The sequence below is a fragment of the Sulfuriroseicoccus oceanibius genome, assembly GCF_010681825.2.
GTDB lineage: Bacteria > Verrucomicrobiota > Verrucomicrobiia > Verrucomicrobiales > SLCJ01 > Sulfuriroseicoccus > Sulfuriroseicoccus oceanibius.
This window is the reverse complement of sequence record NZ_CP066776.1, coordinates 1,413,233-1,430,054: the sequence shown is the minus strand read 5'-3', so window position 1 is coordinate 1,430,054 and position 16,822 is coordinate 1,413,233. Positions and strand designations below refer to the sequence as shown.

At 59.2% G+C, this 16,822-nt stretch carries 12 protein-coding genes; 7 read left to right on the top strand and 5 right to left on the bottom strand.

Annotated features, from left to right (window positions below):
* The first annotated feature begins 226 nt into the window (after positions 1–226).
* Positions 227–928: an outer membrane protein gene (locus tag G3M56_RS05640; protein ID WP_164362711.1), complete on the top strand. Its 702-nt coding sequence runs from the start codon at positions 227–229 to the stop codon at positions 926–928.
* A 396-nt stretch (positions 929–1,324) separates the two neighbouring features.
* Here the strand turns inward: G3M56_RS05640 and G3M56_RS05635 are convergent, their stop codons facing one another.
* Genes G3M56_RS05635 through trxB form a run of 3 tightly spaced genes read right to left on the bottom strand, consistent with a single transcriptional unit; the run spans position 1,325 to position 4,016 of the window.
* Positions 1,325–2,488: a 5-(carboxyamino)imidazole ribonucleotide synthase gene (locus G3M56_RS05635; protein ID WP_164362709.1), complete on the bottom strand. Its 1,164-nt coding sequence runs from the start codon at positions 2,486–2,488 to the stop codon at positions 1,325–1,327.
* A gap of 22 nt (positions 2,489–2,510) precedes the next feature.
* The gene (purE, locus tag G3M56_RS05630) at positions 2,511–3,059 is read right to left on the bottom strand and encodes a 5-(carboxyamino)imidazole ribonucleotide mutase (RefSeq protein WP_164362707.1); all 549 of its coding nucleotides are present in this window, start codon (positions 3,057–3,059) and stop codon (positions 2,511–2,513) included.
* Positions 3,060–3,086: 27 nt separating this feature from the next.
* A complete protein-coding gene (trxB, locus tag G3M56_RS05625) occupies positions 3,087–4,016 on the bottom strand; it encodes a thioredoxin-disulfide reductase (protein ID WP_164362705.1) in 930 nt (309 codons plus the stop codon).
* Between the two features lie 754 nt (positions 4,017–4,770).
* Between trxB and G3M56_RS05620 the strand changes: the two genes are divergently transcribed.
* From G3M56_RS05620 to G3M56_RS05595, 6 genes are all read left to right on the top strand, one after another.
* A complete protein-coding gene (locus G3M56_RS05620; protein ID WP_164362703.1) occupies positions 4,771–5,700 on the top strand; it encodes an RluA family pseudouridine synthase in 930 nt (309 codons plus the stop codon).
* A 138-nt stretch (positions 5,701–5,838) separates the two neighbouring features.
* The gene (locus G3M56_RS05615) at positions 5,839–6,963 is read left to right on the top strand and encodes an NAD(P) transhydrogenase subunit alpha (protein ID WP_164362701.1); all 1,125 of its coding nucleotides are present in this window, start codon (positions 5,839–5,841) and stop codon (positions 6,961–6,963) included.
* Between the two features lie 37 nt (positions 6,964–7,000).
* The gene (locus G3M56_RS05610; protein WP_164362699.1) at positions 7,001–7,303 is read left to right on the top strand and encodes an NAD(P) transhydrogenase subunit alpha part 2; all 303 of its coding nucleotides are present in this window, start codon (positions 7,001–7,003) and stop codon (positions 7,301–7,303) included.
* The gene (locus tag G3M56_RS05605) at positions 7,303–8,733 is read left to right on the top strand and encodes an NAD(P)(+) transhydrogenase (Re/Si-specific) subunit beta (protein WP_164362697.1); all 1,431 of its coding nucleotides are present in this window, start codon (positions 7,303–7,305) and stop codon (positions 8,731–8,733) included. Before G3M56_RS05610 ends, G3M56_RS05605 begins: the two co-directional genes overlap by 1 nt.
* 334 nt (positions 8,734–9,067) lie before the next feature.
* The gene (locus G3M56_RS05600; RefSeq protein ID WP_164362695.1) at positions 9,068–9,571 is read left to right on the top strand and encodes an asparaginase domain-containing protein; all 504 of its coding nucleotides are present in this window, start codon (positions 9,068–9,070) and stop codon (positions 9,569–9,571) included.
* 38 nt (positions 9,572–9,609) lie between these two features.
* Entirely contained in the window at positions 9,610–11,055 is a 1,446-nt protein-coding gene (locus G3M56_RS05595; protein ID WP_164362692.1) for a cryptochrome/photolyase family protein, read from the top strand.
* A gap of 93 nt (positions 11,056–11,148) precedes the next feature.
* On the opposite strand, the gene G3M56_RS05590 is transcribed toward G3M56_RS05595, so the two are convergent.
* Both G3M56_RS05590 and G3M56_RS05585 read right to left on the bottom strand, forming a co-directional pair.
* Positions 11,149–11,979: a PEP-CTERM sorting domain-containing protein gene (locus G3M56_RS05590; RefSeq protein WP_164362690.1), complete on the bottom strand. Its 831-nt coding sequence runs from the start codon at positions 11,977–11,979 to the stop codon at positions 11,149–11,151.
* Positions 11,980–12,474: 495 nt separating this feature from the next.
* Complete coding sequence (locus G3M56_RS05585; RefSeq protein WP_235203608.1) at positions 12,475–16,776, bottom strand: lamin tail domain-containing protein; 4,302 nt, start codon at positions 16,774–16,776, stop codon at positions 12,475–12,477.
* Positions 16,777–16,822: the final 46 nt, after the last annotated feature.

The following is a 16,822-nucleotide window of genomic DNA, read 5'->3' as shown; positions in this document are numbered from 1 at the left end:
CCTGATGCCAACAGCGGCCAATCACAAACAAACTATCTCTGTCAGAGGGTGGGCACGACACGCAAACAATCGTACGCATCAGTGCATCCACCAACACATCGCCACCCGTAACCAGCGAGGGCGCACGCCTCTCCTCTCCACCTAGGTCGTTAGGATCCCACGACCGGAGAATGGCTCTACACGCCAGCTTCAACCGGGCTCCAAAACCTATACACCCAGAGATACCATGAAAGCTACAATCAGCCTCCTCATTGCCTCCGTCGGCATCGCCGCCGCAGGAACCGCTCCAAAACAAATCGCCATCGAACCAATCGATGTCGCACCAAGTTATGGGGTCGGCCAGTACTTCTCACTCCAGGGAGGTATCAACGCCTACCAAAACTATGAGGGCACCATCCGCCGGACCATCGGCGGTGAAAGCTACGCCCTCGAAGCCAAGGAGAAGATCGGCGGCGTCGGCGGCATCAAGTGGGGCTACGGCTGGGACGGAGAGACCGTCAAGCCCGCCATTGAACTCGACGCCTTCTACAACGGCGTCGATGTCGGACTCGACCTCCGTGACTCCAGCGGCAGCAACGTCGGCAGCGCCACCGCCCGCTTCGATACCGGAGCCTTCCTCATCAACGGCATCCTCCGCTTCGACACCGATTCCGCCTTCCTGCCATACCTTGGCGTCGGCATCGGCGGCTGGGTCGGCCAAACCGAAGACACCCGTGTCACCATCGGCGGATCCTCGGCTCGCATCAGCGATAACGACACCAACGGAGACCTCGCCGCCCAGGCAATCGCCGGCTGCGACTACTTCTACAACGACACCACCAGCATCTACATTGAGTACAAATATCTCAACTACTGGGGTGCCGACCTCCCAAGCGACGATCCAGTGCAACAACACATCGTCGTCGCCGGTCTGAAGTGGTTCTTCTAAAAGCCAAAAATCATAACATCATACCCAGCCGGATACCGCACCCCGCGGTGTCCGGCTTTTTCGTGCCGCCATCACCACCAACCCCGCCACTCATCTTCGCTTTTGAGGACCGCAGATGACGCCGATTCCTCAGATTTAGCCCCGTCCACCAGCGCCCCTACCGGACCGCGTGTTCTCCAGTACGGCCACCAGAACGAACGAGCGCAGCGAGCACTTCCCCCCTCGACGGTGAGGACACCGTCAATCCAGGCCACCCAACCAACGTTGCTTCACTCCGAGTGGCCGCGCGAGCCCCCTCTAAAACCTAACCACCTAAGAACCTAAAACCTCCCCACAAAAAATACCGCCCGGCACTGGGATGCACCGGACGGCAATGAAAAAACCAACAGCTGAAACCTAGCGCTTCAGCTCGCCCATAATCTCCTGCGACTTCATGTACGCGGTCTCCGCATCATCGGCCAGCACGCAGAAGTGCCCCATCTTGCGACCTGCGCGGGCAATCCGCTTGCCGTACAAATGGAGACGAGCATCCTGGTCGTCGAGCACCGGCGACCAATCCGGATGCACTTCGGCCTCAGGCCAAACATCACCGAGCAGGTTCACCATTGCCACAGGACGCAACAAACGTGGCGCACTCAACGGCAGGCCAGCCACCGCACGGATCTGCATCCCGAACTGACTGACGTCACACGCATCGATCGTGTAGTGACCCGAGTTGTGCGGACGCGGTGCGATCTCGTTGACCACCAGCGAGCCGTCCTCAAGCAGGAACAACTCCACAGCGAACACGCCGACATAACCGAGCGCATCACCCACCGACTTCGCCAACGCCACCGCAGAGGCCGCGGACTCGTCGCTGATGCGGGCTGGCACGATCGTCGTGTCGAGAATGTGGTTGGTGTGAATGTTCTCGGAAACCGGGAATGGCGCAAACGAGCCACCGATACCACGAGCCGCCACGACTGAAACCTCGGCCACAAAGTTGACCCAGCCTTCCAGCACGCCACGCGGGGCATCCAGATCGCTCCAGATTTTCTCCACCGCCGCGGCATCCACAGGAGCCTCGCTGATCTTGATCTGTCCTTTGCCGTCGTAGCCGAACGCTGCGGTCTTGAGCACACAAGGAGTGCCAATTTGCTCCAGCGCGTCCGCCAGAGACTCGGCCGAATCGACCACCGCAAACGGCGCACATGGGATATCGTGGCCGCGGAGGAAGAGCTTCTCGCGCTCGCGATGCTGGCAGGTCTCCAACGCGAACTTGCTCGGATGCACCGGCAGCTCCGCCTCGATCGAAGCAATGAAGTCCGCCGGAATGTTCTCGAACTCGTAAGTGCAGACGTCGATCTTCGAAAGGAAGTCCTCCTTGGCCTCGGCGTCATCGAAGGTCGCGTTGATCTCCTCATCCGCCACCTGGCCACCCGGGCAACCCGGTGCCTCATCGGTAAAGACCACGGTGCGGAACCCCATGCGCCGGGCTTCCAGCACCATCATGCGGCCCAACTGCCCACCACCAACCACGCCAATGGTCGCCGGTGGCTGAATCGAAGTATCGCTGCTCATGATGTCTCGCTTTGGCTATGATTTACAATTCAACCGGTGTCGATGCCGGCACAGGCAGGTCGTTCTGGCTGTCGTAAACAGCCGCAGTCTGCTTTGCACGGTACGCGTCCAACTTGGCGCGCAGGTCATCGCTGCCAAGCGCAAGGATCGCCACAGCGGAAAGCCCTGCGTTCTTCGCCCCCGCATTGCCAATCGCCAGCGTCTGCACCGGCACACCGCCAGGCATCTGCACGATCGACAACAACGAATCCAAACCACTCAGTGCCTTCGACTGCACCGGCACGCCCAACACAGGCAGCGACGTCATCGACGCGGTCATGCCCGGCAAATGCGCCGCGCCACCCGCACCGGCGATGATCACTTTGATCCCGCGCTCCACCGCCTTGGTCGCGTAATCGACAAGCAACTCGGGAGTACGGTGGGCACTCACCACCTTGTTCTCATACGGCACGCCAAACTCCTCAAGGATGTTGGCGGCGTGCTCCATGGTCGGCCAATCCGACGTGCTGCCCATGATGATTCCAACCACGGGGCGGTCGGTCGACTGATAAACGGTTTCTGTGTTCGACATGATAAAAGGTGGTGAGTCTGGTACTAATTACGCGCCAAGGTTGGCGAGGTAGCGCTCGGCTTCCAGAGCGGCGGCGCATCCCTGACCCGCAGCTGTGATTGCCTGGCGGTACTCGTGGTCTGCCACGTCACCGGCGGCGAAGATGCCCTCAACGCTGGTCTGCATTCCGTGCTTCTGGAGCAGGTAGCCGTTTTCGTCCAACTCGCAGGTCCCCTCGAGGAACGAGGTGTTAGGAGTGTGCCCGATTGCCACGAACACACACTTCACTTCCACTTCGCGCTGCTCGCCGTTCTGGGTATCTTCCAGCAACATGGCACGCACTTCGCCTTCGTCGTCGGTGAGGTACTCGGCGATGGTCGAGTTCCAGAGAGGTTCGATCTTCTCGTTGGCAAGCGCACGCTCGGCCATGATCTTCGAGGCACGCAGTTCGTCGCGGCGGTGTACGAGGTAGACCTTGCTGGCGAAACGAGTGAGGAAGTCAGCTTCTTCACATGCGGAGTCGCCGCCGCCCACCACTGCCACAGGCACGTCGCGGTAGAATGCACCGTCACAGGTCGCGCACGATGTCAGACCGTGGCCGATCAATTCTTTCTCGTTTGGCAACCCGAGGTGACGCGGCGCGGCACCGGTCGCCACGATCACGGTCTTCGATTCGATGAACTCATCTTCGCCAACCTGAATCTTGAAAGTACCATCTTCCTGCTTCTCCACGTTGAGAGCGCTCTTGTACTCGACGCGGGCGCCGAACTTGGTCGCCTGGGTCTGCATGTTCATCATGAGCTCAGGACCCATGATTCCGTCAGGGAAGCCTGGGAAGTTCTCCACCTCGGTGGTGGTGGTCAGCTGACCGCCGATCTGCGTTCCAGCAAGGATCAGTGGGTTCAAGTTCGCACGTCCGGTGTAAATCGCCGCGGTATAGCCGGCGCAGCCAGTTCCGATGATAACTACGTTTTCCATGGTTTTGTAGAAGGGGAAATCGGGAGATCTAATCCCAGAATTTTCTGTTGCGGGAGCATAGGGCGGACGACCCACAGCGTCAAATCATCCGGACAGGGCTGGCCCTCAGTTTTTTGTAGCAACTCACACCGGGGCGCAAACCAAGGATCTATAGCGCTGCGCCCCCCCCCCCCACGAACTCCTCTCGGAATGTGACTCACGCAAAGCCCCAAAGATCCCAAAGACCTCTGGCGCAGCGGACGCCACTCATGTTCGCTTTTGATGATCCGCAGATTACGCCGATTCCTCAGATTTGCATCCTGTTCAATCGCTCTCCACACAAGCCCCCTGCCGGACCGCCGTTCTCCAGTACGGCCACCTAATCAAACGAGCGCAGCGAGCAATCTACCTCCCCCCCCTCTGCGCCTCCGCGTCTTTGCGTGAGCTATCCACAGCTCCCCGTCACACCGGACACCACTCCAGTTCGCTTTTGAAGATCCGCCGATTACGCCGATTACGCCGATTTGGATTAAGGGCCCTCGAAAAAGTCACCGCACGGCCGCAGGAACGCCGATCTCCAGGTCGGCAAGCCGAACCATCCGGCGCAGCCGCACTCCCCTAAAACATAACCACCTAACACGTAAAACCTCCCCGCCCTCCTCTACACCATTCCGCCCATCGAGATCTTTGGACCTTTGCGTGAGCCCCCAAACTCGAACCAACCGCCACGCTGACCGCTTGCCAGCTCTGCTCATCCGTGGCATCCATTCCCCCTATGGAAATCACGGTCACAGATCATATCGGCGAACGCTTGGACGTCTTCGTGACCCGCCATGCCCCGGACCTTTCACGCTCGCGCATCCAGTCCTTGATCAAGTCCGGCGACATCCAGCTCAACCACGCCAAGGCCAAACCCAAGCAACCCGTGGGCAGCGGCGACGTGGTGACCATCCAAATTCCGGATCCAAAGCCCATCGAGGCCCAGCCCCAGGACATCCCGGTCGACGTCCTCTACGAAGACGACGAACTCATCGTGCTCAACAAAGCCGAAGGCATGGTCGTCCACCCCGCCGCCGGCAACGAAGACGGCACCATCGTCAACGCGCTGCTCCACCATTGCCGCGGGAAACTCTCCGGCATCGGCGGCCACGAACGCCCTGGCATCGTCCACCGCCTCGACAAAGACACCTCGGGCTGCCTGGTTGTCGCCAAATCCGACATCGCACACCGCTCGCTGGTGGAACAATTCTCCACCCGCACCACAGACAAAGTCTACCTCGCCGTCACCCAGGGCACGCCGAGCAAACCCGAAGGCCGCGTCTTCACTAACATCGGCCGCCATCCAGTCAACCGCATGAAGATGGCCGTCGTCGACCCAGGCTCGGGCAAAGCGTCCATCACCGACTACAAAGTCGTCGCCACCGACCACTCCACCGACAGCTCACTCGTCGTCTGCACGCTGCACACCGGACGCACCCACCAAATCCGCGTCCACATGCTACATCTCGGGCACCCGCTCATCGGCGACCCGATCTACGCCAAGCCCGCCCGCCAGAGCGCCAAGACCGGCCGCCTCATGCTCCACGCCTGGCGTCTGTCCATTGACCACCCCGTCACCGGCGAGCGCCTCGACTTCGAAGCTCCGATCCCAAAAGCCTACGACCGCTGGATCAAGCTGTGGAATGACGAGGTCACGGGCGCTTGATCCAATCATCGTTTGGAGTCAGATCTGCCGAGGCATTGACCAATTAGGCGGAATCCTTGGGAAATCCGTAGGAATTCACGGGCATGTCACGTTGGCAGGTTTGACTAGGTGGGTTATTGGATGATCAGTGCGGTGCCTATGCAGGTTTTTATCGCTAAAGAAAAGGAATCCGAGAAGCGGGTTGCCGCCGTGCCAGACACGGTGCGCCGTCTGGTTCGCCTCGGGTTGTCCGTCGCAGTGGAAACCAACGCGGGAGTCGGGAGTGCTATCCCAGACGCCGCATTCGAAGAAGCTGGTGCCACCATCGTGGGACCTGACGCCATCAGCCAGGCCGATGTCGTGCTTCGTGTGCAGTCCCCGCCGAAAGAGACCATTGCTCAATTGAAAAAAGGAGCGCTGCACATCAGCTTCCTCAACCCATTCTCCGACAGTTCCCCGATGGCCGACTTTGCTAGTGCAAGCGTCAGCGCAGTGAGCTTGGAGATGATGCCGCGTACCACGCTCGCTCAGAAAATGGATGCGCTGAGCTCACAGGCCAGCATCGCCGGATATGCCGCCGTTCTCATGGGAGCGGACGCATCGCCGAAGATCCTACCAATGATGATGACCCCGGCCGGCACCATCCAGCCAGCCAAGTACTTCGTCATCGGCGTCGGCGTCGCAGGCCTTCAGGCCATCGCTACCGCCAAGCGTCTCGGCGCACGCGTCGAAGCCTTCGACACCCGCCCGGTGGTTGCCGAGCAAGTCCAGTCGCTCGGTGCCAAGTTCGTTCAGATCGACCTCGGCGAAATGGGCCAAACTGAACAAGGCTACGCCAAAGAGCTCACACCAGAGCAACTCGAACTCCAGCGCCAAGGCATGGCCAAAGTCTGCAGCGACTCGGATGTGGTCATCACCACCGCCAAGTTGTTCGGCCGCCCTGCCCCACTGCTCCTTACCAAGGACATGCTCAAGGGAATGGCTCCGGGCAGCGTGATCGTCGACCTGGCAGCCTCCCCAACCGGCGGCAACGTCGAAGGATCAAAGCCAGGCGAAACCGTGATCACCGAAGAAGGCGTCCAGATCATCGGATGCGACACCATTGAGAACCACTCGGCGCAAGACGCCAGCCTCATGTTCGCCTCCAACCTGGTCAACTTCATCGAGCACTTCTGGGACGAAGAAGCCAAGACAATCAAGCTCGACCGCGAGGACGAGATCATTGCCGGCTGCCTGATGACCCACGAAGGCGCGATCGTCCATGAAAAATTCGCCAATGCCTAACCCGGGCAAGAGTCCAACCCACTAACTCACACATATTATGGATTTAGCTCCACTCTTGTTGCTGCTCTTTGCGTTCACACTGGCGATTTTCCTCGGTGTGGAACTGATCTCAAAGGTGCCATCGCAACTGCATACCCCGCTGATGTCGGGATCCAACGCCATCTCCGGCATCGCCATTGTCGGTGCGCTGATGGCTCTCAACGTGGGCGAAAGCCCGGTCACCAAGTGGATCGCCTTCGCGGCCCTCGTCTTCGCCTCTGTCAACGTGGTTGGCGGATACCTGGTGACCGACCGCATGCTCGCCATGTTCCAAGCTAAGAACAAAGGAGGGAAGAAGTAATGGCTGTCGTTATCAACCTCCTCTACATCATTGCGTCGGTGCTGTTCATTTTCGGCATCAAGATGCTCGGTCACGCCGACACCGCGCGTAGCGGCAACCGCCTCTCCGCAGTCGGCATGATGATCGCCATCGTCGCCACCTTGCTCTACGGCGGGTTGGCCTGGCCAATGATCATCGGCGGCGTCCTCCTCGGTGGAGCCATCGGCGCCATCGCTGCCACCCGCGTCCCAATGACCGGCATGCCGGAAATGGTCGCAATCTTCAACGGCCTCGGTGGTCTCGCCAGTTTGTTGATCGGTGTGGTCGAGTTCGTCAAAATCTACACCGTCAAAGGCGGCGTTGAGACCTACCTGACCAACCTTGCAGCCCAGAGCGGTGTCACCGTTCCAGCTTGGTTCGCCGCACTGGCCATCGCGCTGACCATCCTCATCGGTGGCATCACGTTCACCGGCAGCTTGGTCGCCTGGGGCAAACTCTCCGAGAAGCTTCCCGGCCAGCCGATCTCGTTCCCGGGCTCCGGCATCCTCAACATCCTGCTCCTGCTCACCGCCATCGGCGCTGTGGTGACCTTCACCATCGCTCCATCCGGCGCATGCGCTCTGACCACCGTCATCGTCCTGATCTCGGCCGCACTCGTGCTCGGCGTGCTCAGCACCATCCCAATCGGTGGTGGCGACATGCCTGTGGTGATCGCCTTGCTCAACTCCTACTCGGGTATCGCAGCTGCGTTCGCAGGATTCATCATCCTCAACAACGTGCTCGTGGTTGCAGGCTGCCTCGTCGGCGCCAGCGGACTCATCCTTACCGGCATCATGTGTAAGGCAATGAACCGCAGCCTCGGCAACGTCCTCTTCGGTGGCTTCGGCTCCGCTGCAGGTAAAGCAGGCACCGCCATGGAAGGCGAAATGAAAGCAGCATCGGCTGAAGACGCCTACTACGTGCTTGAAGCCGCCCGCCACGTGGTCTTCGTCCCTGGTTACGGCATGGCCGTTGCCCAGGCCCAACACGCGGTGAAGGAACTTGCGGAGATCCTCGAGTCCAAAGGCTGCCAGGTCGAGTTCGCCGTGCACCCGGTAGCCGGCCGTATGCCAGGTCACATGAACGTGCTCCTCGCTGAAGCCGACGTTCCTTACGAGCAACTGTGGGAGATGGACGCCATCAACCGCGTGATCGACACCGTCGACGTCGCCGTGGTCATCGGCGCCAACGACGTGGTCAACCCAGCCGCGCTCGATGACGAGGCCAGCCCGATCTACGGCATGCCTATCATCAACGTGCACAAGGCACGCACCGTCTACTGCCTCAAGCGAGGCAAGGGCCGCGGCTTCTCCGGCCTGGAGAACGCGCTCTTCTTCAAAGACAACGTGCGCATGCTCTACGGCGACGCCAAGGCCACCCTCAGCGGACTCGTCAGCGAGTTCAGCGAGTAAGCCGAGTCTCCAGCACCTATCTACCAGCGGGCGTTCCGGTCACTCCGGAGCGCCCGCTTTTTTCTTTTTGATCCCGCCCCAATAACGGGCACAAGTGAATGGCACTGACTCATGGCTAATGCCTCGCTGAAGGCGAGTTTCATAACAGCCTGGGGTCAGCGAGCCTCCGGCGAGCGCCACCCCAGGTAAACCCGACCACCCTCCCCTCGGCCGAGCGGACGGCTTCTCCAAAGCGCAGCGCACTCCCGATGGCCGCTCCCATCACGTCAATACGCCTTGATTCAGCACCATCAAGACACACATCTTTCCCACGATCCAACGCTAACTCCACGCCATGATCCACGAGCCCATCCAAATCATCACCACCGGCGGCACCATCGATAAAATCTACTTCGATGCCAAAAGCACCTATCAGGTCGGCTGCCCGAATATCAAACGCGTGCTGGAAGAACTACCGGTCACCGTGGATTACCAGATCACCCCGCTGTTGCAAAAAGACAGCCTGGAGATCACCGACGCCGACCGTCAGGTGCTCGCAGACACAATCAAAGCCACCCCCGGCCAACGCATCATCGTCACCCATGGCACCGACACCATGGTCGAGTCCGCCATGGCTCTGGCCGACATTCAGGACAAAACCATCGTCTTCACCGGAGCACTCGAGCCTGCCATGTTCAAAACCAGCGATGCCATCTTCAACATCGGCTGCGCCATCGCCGCGGTGCAAGCCCTGCCCGCCGGCATCTACATCACCATGAACGGCCGTATCTTCCCCTACGACAACGTCGTCAAAGACGTGGAAAACTCCCGCTTCGTCCCACGCTCGGAATTGAGCTAAGCAATCCGCCCCCTCCCCATCCGCTGCCCCCCCCCGCCATGAGCAAAACCACGACTAACACACCCCCCGCCATTGTCTGGTTCCGCCGTGACCTACGCCTGGCGGACAACCCGGCACTCGCCGCTGCCGTGGCCACCGGTGCCCCGGTGCTTGCGCTCTTTCTCCACGACGCAGCGGAGCTCGAAAAGTCCGGCGAAGGGGGCGCATCCCGGTGGTGGCTGCATCAGGCATTGCGTGACTTGGGCGACCAAATCAAACAACTCGGCGGTGCGCTGCATCTAAAGACCACCACCGATGTCGAAAGCGATCTCCTGGAACTCGTCCGTGAGCACAACGCCTGCGGTGTTTTTTGGAACCGCCGCTACGAACCCCACGGCGTCGCCACCGACACCGCAATCAAAAGCGCTCTGCAGAAAGCTGGCATCACCGCCAAGAGCTTCGGTGCCTCGTTGATCCACGAGCCCACCGACATCGCCAACCAATCAGGCAAGCCATTCCAAGTCTTCACTCCATTCTGGAAGCACTGCATCACCCACGAGGTCGGGCAGCCCCTGACCATGCCCGATCTCAAGGACAAGTTCGCCAATTCCCCCGCACAGGACATCGACGATCTCGCGCTCCTGCCCACGATCCCATGGCACGAAAAACTGGCCGACCACTGGAACCCAACCCGCCAGGGAGGGGAAGAACGACTCGCCCAGTTCACCGAAAATGCCGCCGCAGACTACTCCGACCAGCGCGACATCCCGTCGATCGACGGCACCAGCAAGCTCTCGCCATGGCTGCATTTCGGCCAGATCAGCGTGCGTGAAATCATCCACCAGTTGCGCACGGCCAAGGTCAAAGACGTGGAAAAGAGCGTCATCCGCCAGCTCTATTGGCGCGATTTCGCCCACCACTTGATGTTCCACTTCCCTCACTCAATCACCCGCAGCCTGAAGGAGGAATACGATCAATTCCCGTGGTCGGCGGACGATGAGCTGGCCGAACGCTGGCGCCGCGGAAAAACCGGCTACCCCATCATCGACGCCGCCTTGCGCCAGCTGTGGGAAACCGGCTGGATGCACAACCGCGTCCGCATGATCGTCGGCTCGCTGCTGGTCAAACACATGCTCCAACCATGGCAGACCGGTGCCGAATGGTTCGCCGACACCCTGGTCGACGCCGACCTCGCCAACAACATCATGGGATGGCAATGGGTCGCAGGATCCGGTGCCGACGCCGCTCCCTATTTCCGCATCTTCAACCCGGTCACCCAGGCCCACCGCTTCGACCCGGATGGAGACTACGTTCGCAAATACCTCCCCGAACTCGCCAAACTCCCCGGCAAATCCATCCACGAACCGTGGAACCTATCAAAAGCCGAGCTCGAAAAAGCAGGCATCACTCTGGGCAAGGATTATCCATTCCCAATCGTCGACCTCGCAGGAGGTCGCAAACAAGCGCTCGACGCCTACGAAGAATTCAAGAACCGTAAGGGGTAATACCAAAAAAATGGAGTCTCGGCGGTGGGCATTCTCCCATCCTCCAAGACTCCATTAATCAAATAATCTGCAAAAGCAGCTTCGAGCGAAGCTCTACTTGCGACGGCGCAAGATCATCGCCACGCCACCCAATCCGAGCAGCGCAGCCGATGATGGCTCCGGCACCGCGGCCACACCGGTAATGCCGGTCAGCGTGACGTTGTCGATATTGGTGTTACCTCCACCACCGTTGGCCGCATTGTAGAAACCAATCCCCTCGATCGATCCGAGCGATGCCTGGCCAACGGAGAAGGAATTCGTGCTCCCTCCCATCGTCAGAGTGAAGTCGTAGTTGGCTCCATTCTCGATCAGCGAGAGACTGACGGTTCCAAAGGTCGTGCCGGTAGGAGCCGACGCGCTGCCACTGAAAAGCGAACTCCCCACCACATCGGTAGGAGCGGTGATGCTCAATGCCCCGAGCCCCACCGAGTAGTTCGTACCTCCGGGGTTCCAGCTGACAATCAAGTCACTCGTTGCTCCTTCAAGCATGAAGCCACTGGTGACTGCGGCTGAAACGTCCTTCCAGTTGCTCGCAAAGTCGGCAGTCAGAGTCAGAGCCGAACTGGTGACCCAGATTTGATCGCCCACGCCCGCTCCCAACCCTGTATTGGACGCCAAATAGGTTGCACTCTGCGCTTCGTTCGCGAGTGCCGCGAGGAAGAGCGTCCCTCCATTATTGAATGGGCCTTCCTGGGTTCGGATCTCTGTCGTGGTGTTGGCTGTTTCCGAATAATTCAGGTGATGTTTGGTTGCGGTAGCTGCGGAGTCGTCACCTGGATCCGTCCTGGTGCTACCTGCGAAGTCATCGCTAAAGTTGATCACAGCAGCATTTGCAGCCGCGGTTAGAAGCAGCATCGCTGCGCCGGTGGTGAGGTGTTTTTTCATAACGTTGTCGGGTTTTGTTCTTGGTCGTTTTCCAATTCCCTCCGCCCCTACCCATATCCGCCGAGCTATAAAGCCAGCCGAGATACGAACGACCAGACGACTACCTAAAGACATCCGGCAATTGGGGCGGTGGACGCATAGCAACCGCCGTGGAAAATGCCCGCAGCAGTCCCATGCGCTAGGTCACGTCCCCGCCCCCACAAAACATGAACATGTTTTTTTATGGGGCACAGCGGAATGGCACCAACCAGAGCCCCGTCACCCTCAATTCCGCGCTGAATGCGCGTCTCATACCAGCCTGGGTCAGCGAGCCTCAGGCGAGCGCCCCCCAGGAAAACCATCCCTCCATTCCCGGCCGAGTGTGCGATGCCACCAAAGCGCAGCACCCACCCGACGGCCGCTCCCACATGGCAATACACCTTGATTCCACAGCATTCGGAACACACCCGCATGGCATTCCTAACCTATTTCCAACCCACGCCCCGCACCTCAAAATCACGGCGTCGACAAAATCTGCAGACGAACGAACATCCGCGGATCACGCACACTCCCTCCGTCCAACGAGTCCGGCAACACAATCTCAACCCACCCATCCTTCATCGTCGGCGCTGGCGTCAGCTCCGAGTCAAAAAGCACGTGAGTCCACGATCCAGGCACCGCTCCGGCTTCTACCTTCCACCGAAGATCAGTCGCAGCTGGGTTGTAGCGGAACCGATACACCGGCGCATCATCGGGATCGATGCGTTGAATCAATGAGTAGCCGTTATCATCAGTAACCGCATCATCCCTCCCGAGACCGGCAGCATGACGCATCAGGTTCGTCATCCCCGCCCCCGTCGGATCGGCATCCCCGCCTGAAATCGACTCATCCTCCAGCTCATCGACGCTGAACTGCCGGCTTCTCCACGCCTCGAAATCGGGCACCACCGGGCGTCCTTCCACTGTCAGGTTGTCAAAGCGGTTGTTACCCGCAGTACCGCCACTGCCCTGCAAAAACGTGATGCGGATCCCAAACCGCGGATTGTCCACCGCCCCTGGAGTTCTACTGAAATCCAGAGGGATCACCGGCACCGCCTCACCATCAATATCCGCAACTGATACCTCAGAGTGACGTTGCCACGACTCCCCGCCATCCACCGTATAATCAACGAGTTGAATGCCAGCTCCCGAGCCGGATCGGCGCGCCTCATATTGGATCAGAACATCCCCGAAGCCTCGCGTTGGGAGGTCAAAGCGCAGCTCCGTGCCTGGGGTCAGCGGACTATTCACCCGCTGATGCATACCAGCAGAGTCGCCATTGCGCGCATTCAATGCAGCGAAGTCCCCGCCGTCATCGTACACCACAGCCCCCGCCGCCGACTCCGATCCTCCGAGCATGGAGAATGCCGGAGCCTCGTCCGAGTTGTTGAAGTTCCAGTAGTGCAGCAGCGTGTAAGGCGCCGCCGCCACCGCATCGAAAGTAATCGGCTCGGACCAGTACGACCAATTGCCCGAGTTGTCTTGATGCCGGACACGCACGCGGTAGCGGTTCCCCGCCGATGCCAGGCCCAGTGGAAACTTGAACTCACTCGTTCCCGCTGCGATCTCCGGCGACGTCCAGGTCGCATCCAGCTCGTATTTCCATGGCTCACCCGCCACAAAGCCCGGCACACCAGGCGCACTGATTTGCGCAATCCTCCACTGAGTCGCCGCATGCGTCTGCGCGCCATCCGGATCCGCAAAGGCGGAGCAACGGAATGCCAGATCGTCCACTGGGAAACTTGGGTTCAGCGCACTGATGGTCGGCTTCTGCGGAAAATCATCATGCAGAGCCTCCTCTCCCGGATTGTTGTTCGCGTCGCCCCACCCTCCATAGTTCGCCTCAAACTGAAGATATTGGTACCCATAACCTAGCTGACGGTCAGGATCAGGATCGACGCCGTTCACCGCCAGTCTGGACCAGAACCCACCGTCCCACGCATTGGTCGAGTATTCGACAAAGTAACGCATCATGCCTTCATGGTCGGAAAACCCATCGCTGTCCGCATCCACCAGAGTGCGGGTCCAGGCACTCGACAAGGTTCCCCCCAGACCACCACGGCTATCGTGGTAAACCGCACGGTAGAAGTTCCCCTTGTGACTGCTTTGCCCGGAGTTCGCCCCGTTACCCTCGGTTCTCGGATGAAGGTTCCACATTGCAGCATCAATGTCGGCCCACGTTTTCTCCTGCCCCACCGGGTTCACAAACGACGCATACTCTGCAATCAACTGCCCAATCTGCCCTCCTGCCGCGCCACTATCAGATCCCACCAACGAAAGGATCTCACGGCAACGGTTGCGGTATTCCCGCGCAATCTCCGGATGCCTCATGATCGCCCGGAACACATTGGGAGCTCCAGCCACCACCACTCCGTCCATCGTCCCGCCCCAGTGGTGGGCCGGAATGTACATCATGTCCAAATCGTACGCGATGATCACCCACCGCCCGTCACTCGGCCGGTGATAGAAACGATAGTTATCACCAGGACGCACATCCACATTGCCAATCAGCCGGTTGATCGCAAGGAACGTGTACAATATGTCGAGATCCACGTGATCACGGTACCACTGCTCTGTTTGGCCACTTTGCGCCAACCCATCGCGGAACGCGACCCAATCAGAGTCGTCCGCAGTAGCTGGCGGAGGCCCCTGCCGCTCTTTGTCGCCTTCGTTCCCCTCAATGGAATATAGGTTCCCATCCTGCAGGTCATGCTCATCGATAAAGTTCCCCTCGGTCGGCTCAAACCCCATATACAATCCCCACAGGTCACCACTGTATTGATCGGCACCCTGCTCGGACACATCGTCAATCACGCGAAACTGGAAGTACTGGGTGTTGAGCGCAGCCATGCCGCCCAGCGCATAAAGACGGTGGCTTGAGGTTTCTTCCACTCCGGCCGACCCACGGTTGATTGCCGCCCATGGGCTCGCATTGGCATTGATTGGCAACTCATTCCAAGTTTCACGATATGGCCGACCGTAGTTATCATATGCCTGATAATCCCGGGCCCGATTGAAGTAGATCTTCCACTTGTTTTTGCCACTCACATACGTGGAAGCCTGACCTCGGTTACGGAACTCAACGTGATCATAAACCACACCCTTTTGGATCAGGGTTCCGCGGAACCTCACCTTGTGGAAACTCGCATTATACTGGGAATTGGTCACATCCCCTGAGTCCGCTATCAAATGAATCGCCGGCATGGACGCCATCACATCCACACCATAAGTGACCGCCTCCGTCGCGTCCGCTCCCGCATACGCCGTAGGCCGAAGCGCACCGGTCCACTCAGGAACCCCATCATAAACGAAGTACGCAAAGTTTGGCTGCTCGTCGTCCTCGTAAGGAAACCGTTGTTCGTTACCCAGCGCATCGGTCGCCACAATCCTGTAACGCATCAGTCGCCGATGGGTCTGCAGTTCCCCCGGTAAGCTCGCACGGTAAACCCCATCCCCGCCGTCAGTCATCGGAACACTTTGCCAGGATGTCTCGTATGCAGCGTCGGTCAGACGGATATAACTCCCAGGATCCACCTGCTGCCATTCAAGACGCACCGCGCCCATCCCATCCTCATCTGAAATCGCCGCCGCAATCTCCACCGGCTCACCTGTCGTCGGACTGGCCGGTGCATGACTCACAGATGTCACCGATGGCGGCGCATCCGCGAGCGCGATGCTTGTCCGGTTCGCCGCCCCAGGACTAGCTGGAAATTCTTCCGCACCAGTCGAACTCAGCGACATATCAAACGCCATGTCACTACTACCGACCCGGGTATTGAGTGCGTGTACCGCCACCACGTTGGTTCCCGCCACCAGATACGAGTCCGTACCAAGAAGGGTAATCTCCTCCTCCTCGCGTTCATGGTTGATCGCCGCAGAATCATACCCCAGCTCGCCATCGGGCACGTGAAAGCGCGCCACTTCCTGACCATTGATCCACACCACACACCCGTCATCCACACGCATACGCAACTTCATCGACGTCGGCACAGAACCACCATCAATCGTAAACGATCGTCGCAAATAGACTGATGTATAACTCTGGTACATATCCTCCAGAGAGGTGTTGTTACCAGTATCGTACCCATAGCCGAATCCAGCCTGCCCAATTTCCCACGAACTATCGTCAAATAATGGATCCCTCCACTGCGAACCCGCACTTGGAGCCTGATCAATCCCCCTGAAATAACGCCATCCTGACGCCATTCCAGGCAGGTACGCGACTTCCTCCCCGGGCACACTGGAGCGCCACGACGAACCCAAGCCGTTGTCCAGCAACGGATGGATCAACTCCGCGGACGGGCCAGCGCCATCGGCCATCGTCGGCCATGGAAAGCCCGCCCGATACTTCACACTGTCCACTTTGGTATCCAGCGCGTTACGAACCTCGATCTCCTCTCCGCCCGAAGAAAGCTTGCCCGACCACGGCCCGAGAACGCCGGTAATTCCATACTTTGCCTCCAGAACTTGCGGCTGTTGCGCCACCACCAAATACCCGCCCGCCGGCAAAACCGTCCCCTCAGGAAACTCATAAAACACCGCATCATCCAGCCGATGCCCACTCAAGTCGTAAGCGGCATCCCCCGGATTGTACAACTCCACAAACTCCTCAAGACTCGAGTTATCCTTCGAATTGTAATGAAATTCATTAACAACAACCGAACCAGCCCCCCAAGCCGCACCACCAGCCACACACCAACAAAGCACCGCTGTATTAATGTAAGAAAAAGACCTACCCAGCAGTGACTTGGACCAAGACAAGGAAAACCGTGTATTCATATCCTGACGGGAGAGTAACTCAAAGAAGCGCTAATGCCCCACCCGC

Excerpts from the sequence above, each read along its gene's own strand:
- G3M56_RS05640 (WP_164362711.1), top strand. The coding sequence starts at position 227 with ATGAAAGCTACAATCAGCCTCCTCATTGCCTCCGTCGGCATCGCCGCC.
- G3M56_RS05595 (WP_164362692.1), top strand. The coding sequence starts at position 9,610 with ATGAGCAAAACCACGACTAACACACCCCCCGCCATTGTCTGGTTCCGC.
- G3M56_RS05635 (WP_164362709.1), bottom strand. The coding sequence starts at position 2,488 with ATGAGCAGCGATACTTCGATTCAGCCACCGGCGACCATTGGCGTGGTT.
- G3M56_RS05585 (WP_235203608.1), bottom strand. The coding sequence starts at position 16,776 with ATGAATACACGGTTTTCCTTGTCTTGGTCCAAGTCACTGCTGGGTAGG.
- G3M56_RS05605 (WP_164362697.1), top strand. The coding sequence starts at position 7,303 with ATGGCTGTCGTTATCAACCTCCTCTACATCATTGCGTCGGTGCTGTTC.
- G3M56_RS05590 (WP_164362690.1), bottom strand. The coding sequence starts at position 11,979 with ATGAAAAAACACCTCACCACCGGCGCAGCGATGCTGCTTCTAACCGCG.
- G3M56_RS05615 (WP_164362701.1), top strand. The coding sequence starts at position 5,839 with ATGCAGGTTTTTATCGCTAAAGAAAAGGAATCCGAGAAGCGGGTTGCC.
- purE (WP_164362707.1), bottom strand. The coding sequence starts at position 3,059 with ATGTCGAACACAGAAACCGTTTATCAGTCGACCGACCGCCCCGTGGTT.
- G3M56_RS05610 (WP_164362699.1), top strand. The coding sequence starts at position 7,001 with ATGGATTTAGCTCCACTCTTGTTGCTGCTCTTTGCGTTCACACTGGCG.
- trxB (WP_164362705.1), bottom strand. The coding sequence starts at position 4,016 with ATGGAAAACGTAGTTATCATCGGAACTGGCTGCGCCGGCTATACCGCG.
- G3M56_RS05600 (WP_164362695.1), top strand. The coding sequence starts at position 9,068 with ATGATCCACGAGCCCATCCAAATCATCACCACCGGCGGCACCATCGAT.
- G3M56_RS05620 (WP_164362703.1), top strand. The coding sequence starts at position 4,771 with ATGGAAATCACGGTCACAGATCATATCGGCGAACGCTTGGACGTCTTC.